Raw genomic sequence first — 3167 nt, 5'->3', positions numbered from 1 at the left:
GACCCACGCCCCACCACGGACTTCGATACACGGCCTAGGGGCGAGGGGGATCCGGCGTACCTGTACTGGATCTCGCCCTCGATGCTGGATTCCAAGGCGGCCATGTCGCTGGTCAGGCTGCGGCAGCCACGCGCGGCGGTCGCCGCCGCGCGCAGAACCCTCGCCGGGCTCGACCCCCGCTTCAAGGCCGACCGCGGGCTCGCCCTTGCCCAGTACGCCACCGCACTGACTCTCGCCCGGGAGATACCGGAAGCCGTCGCGCGACTGACGGAGGCGGCCGACATCGCCGAGCAGCACACCTCGGCCCGCCTCGCCCACCAGATCGCCGAAGCGCGGGCCGGCCTGCAGCCCTGGGCGCCCAACGCCCACGTCAAGGCATTGGACACCACGTTGCGGGCCCACGGTCTCCCGAGCACGTGAACCCGGCGGCGGACACCGCCGAGCGGGTCCCCGTCGATCGCCCGCGCTACACCTTCACCGGCACTGCAGGGTCAGGTCATCCCGCTCAGGGCGCGTTCGATCTTCTCATCCGGATACGGCGTCGTCCTACCGGTACCGAACAGGTCCCAGTAGAAGTCGTTCATGGCCGCCGCCACGGGTGCGTACCGGCGGATCGCTGCGGCGACGGACGGCGGAGCACCAGCCGGGTCCGCGCCATCCGCGCACAAGCGGACATATTCGTTGCGGCGTACCGGTGCGCCGCTCTGCGACTCCCTCACCCCGCAGATCGCGCTGACGAGCCAGTTGACCAGCCGCATCATGGCGTACCCGAGATCGTGGGTTCGGTTGCGCTCCAGGAACAGGATCTCCTGCGTGGACAGGTCGAACCGCGGGGAGACCGCCAGTCCGAGGTCGGCGATGTACAGGCGTTCACCGTCGGTGAGAATGTTGCCGAAATGAGCGTCGAAGTGCATGAGCTTCTGTGCGTTCATGAAGGCTACGTCGGTGAGCATGCACGACTCCACCATGACGCTTGCCGCTGTCGCAGCGTCCTGCCCGGCGGCGAGCTGAGCCGCGAGCCAGGTGTCGAGGTTGTAGGGGATGAACTCCTGGAACAGCACGACGCTGGCCGAGGCCCGGGCCACGGCGTGGAGACGATCTCGAACCGCCGGCGACCCGTGCCAGTACTGCACAACAGCCTCGATGTCGGCGTGCTCGTCGCCGGGTGGCGGCGCTCCCGGCAGCACCCGCCAGTGGTACAGCAGCGGAAAGGCCGCACTGCGCCCGGCCAGGACCCAGCTGGTCGTCATGACGTTGGCTGCGAGTTCACGCCACGTACCGAAGCCCGGCCCGCCGATTCCGTACTGGCAGAACGGAGGCAGCCCGAACAGGTTCGCGGTGGACATCACGTTGCCCGGGCGGCGCTCCAGGTCGGTGAGCGGGACTCGCTTGGCGAAAACCGGCACGCCGTCGATGGCCAACAGCGCCGAGGTGCCGCCGATCCCCGAGCCCAGAATCTGCGCCCGCTCCAGTGACTCGCCAAGCTGCCGGTCGCTCTGCAACGCCAGCGCGCTCGCGACATCGCCGTATCGGTGGATGCGCTCACTCTGCGACATGTTCACCGTTGCGTCTGGCAGGGCCAACGGCAGACACCCTCCGTGATGAGTTCACGTGTTACCGACGCCTTCGCACTCGATCACACTGTAAGCCCGCTGCCCCTGTCTCGGCCCACGCACGGCCGATGAGAACGCCGCTGCTGCTGCCCCCGGCCTCGACTACTTCGGCATGTTCCACGGTCTGGACGAGCGGGTCCCCGTCCCTGGCCTGGAGTTCGGCGTCCGCGTCCTCGACAGCGTGCTGGTGGGCGATCAGCCCTGATAGAAGGCCATGTCCACGCCGGAGACGGTGTGCCGGACGAGGGTGAACCCGTCCGGGCCGGCGTGCGCGCCGACCGCCTCGCTCAGGCAGACCAGCCCGGGAGCGGCGAGGTCCTGCGCCATCTTGGACGCCAGGTTCACCGGCGCGCCGGCCACGTCCCACCCGCCGCCGGGCGTCGGGCCGGCGAGCACCGGACCGGTGTCCACCCCGATCCGGCAGGTCATCCCGGCCTCGGCCAGGGCGGCCCGCAGGTCGCGGGCGAAGCGTGCCGCGGCGGCGGGCTCGTCGAAGAGGTAGATGCCGAGCGGGCCGGCGACCTTGATCTCCACGGCGCCCACCGGTGGCAGGAGACGCAGCCCGATCTCGCGCATGGTGACCGACAGGTCCAGCTCCCGCAGGATCGCAACCTGCGAACCCCCGTCCCCGTCCCCGGCGTCCGCCTCGCCGCGCTCGGCCAGGACCACCGTCCGTTCGCGCAGGTGCCGCTCGGCGAGCGTCGCGGCGAGCCCGGCGTCCTCCGGGGCGCGCTCCAGGCGCAGCAGGTCTTCGTAGAAGGCCGCGGAGTACGGGATCGGATACCGCGTCCCGTCGCCGGACACGGCCTCGGCGGCGGCGGCGCGCGGGCCGTCGACCACCCGGTAGACGGCCCGCGGCGGGCCACCGGGGACACCCGGCACGTCCTTCCTGCGCAGGACGAAGGAGTGGCCCGCGGGCAATCGCTCGGCGACCGCCTCGGTCACCGCGATCTCGCCGCCTTCGGTGTGGTTCTCCGCGAGGATCTCGACGGCGTCGGCCTCCGGGCCGTACAGGCCGCCGTCCAGGTCGTGGAAGCTTCCGTGGTGGACGCCGACGCCGATCCGGACCCGGCAGCGGCGGGCGATCTCGTCCTGGGTCCGCAGCAGGGCCGACAGCAGCACGTCGGCGCCGGTCGAAGCCGGATGGAACATCTGCGCATTGTCCGCCGCCCAGACGCCGACCGCCCGGCCTCCCGCCGCCGTGCCGTACGCGTGCAGGAGGCGTTTCGGGCCGTCGATGAGCGCCAGCACCTCCAGCAGGCCGAGGCTCCGGCTCATCTTGGTCAACCCGGCCGAGTCGGAGACGACGGCGTATCCGGTGGTCGCGTGCTCGCCGAGCAGCCGCCGCGCGTCCGCGGCGGTCCTGCCGCCCGCGCGCCAGCGCTCGACCAGCGTCACCGGTAGGCCTGGGGCGGCGTCCCTGGCGAGGTCGAAGGCCCCCGGTTCGTAACCGGGCCTCGGAGTGTCGGGGCTCACACGCGAACGCTACTATCCGCGCACGGATAGTAGCGTTCGGTTGTCTGGTCCAAGTTGGAGCTGCCGGACCGAGCGGGG

The 3167-nt window shown here is 71.1% G+C and carries 3 protein-coding genes; 1 reads left to right on the top strand and 2 read right to left on the bottom strand.

All coding sequences use genetic code 11. The features are described from left to right. On the top strand, positions 1-420 hold a 420-nt coding region (locus tag Mam01_RS35790; protein WP_204289655.1), incomplete at its 5' end, for a hypothetical protein. A 71-nt stretch (positions 421-491) separates the two neighbouring features. On the opposite strand, the gene Mam01_RS35785 is transcribed toward Mam01_RS35790, so the two are convergent. After that, positions 492-1583, bottom strand: coding sequence for a serine/threonine protein phosphatase (locus tag Mam01_RS35785; protein WP_239101877.1), 1092 nt, complete (start codon positions 1581-1583; stop codon positions 492-494). 225 nt (positions 1584-1808) lie between these two features. After that, entirely contained in the window at positions 1809-3089 is a 1281-nt protein-coding gene (locus Mam01_RS35780; RefSeq protein ID WP_204289654.1) for a nucleotidyl cyclase domain-containing protein, read from the bottom strand. Between the last annotated feature and the right edge of the window lie 78 nt (positions 3090-3167).

The organism is Microbispora amethystogenes, from assembly GCF_016863015.1.
GTDB lineage: Bacteria > Actinomycetota > Actinomycetes > Streptosporangiales > Streptosporangiaceae > Microbispora > Microbispora amethystogenes.
Note: the sequence above shows the minus strand (reverse complement) of the source record. Positions and strands in the feature narration are given on the sequence as shown.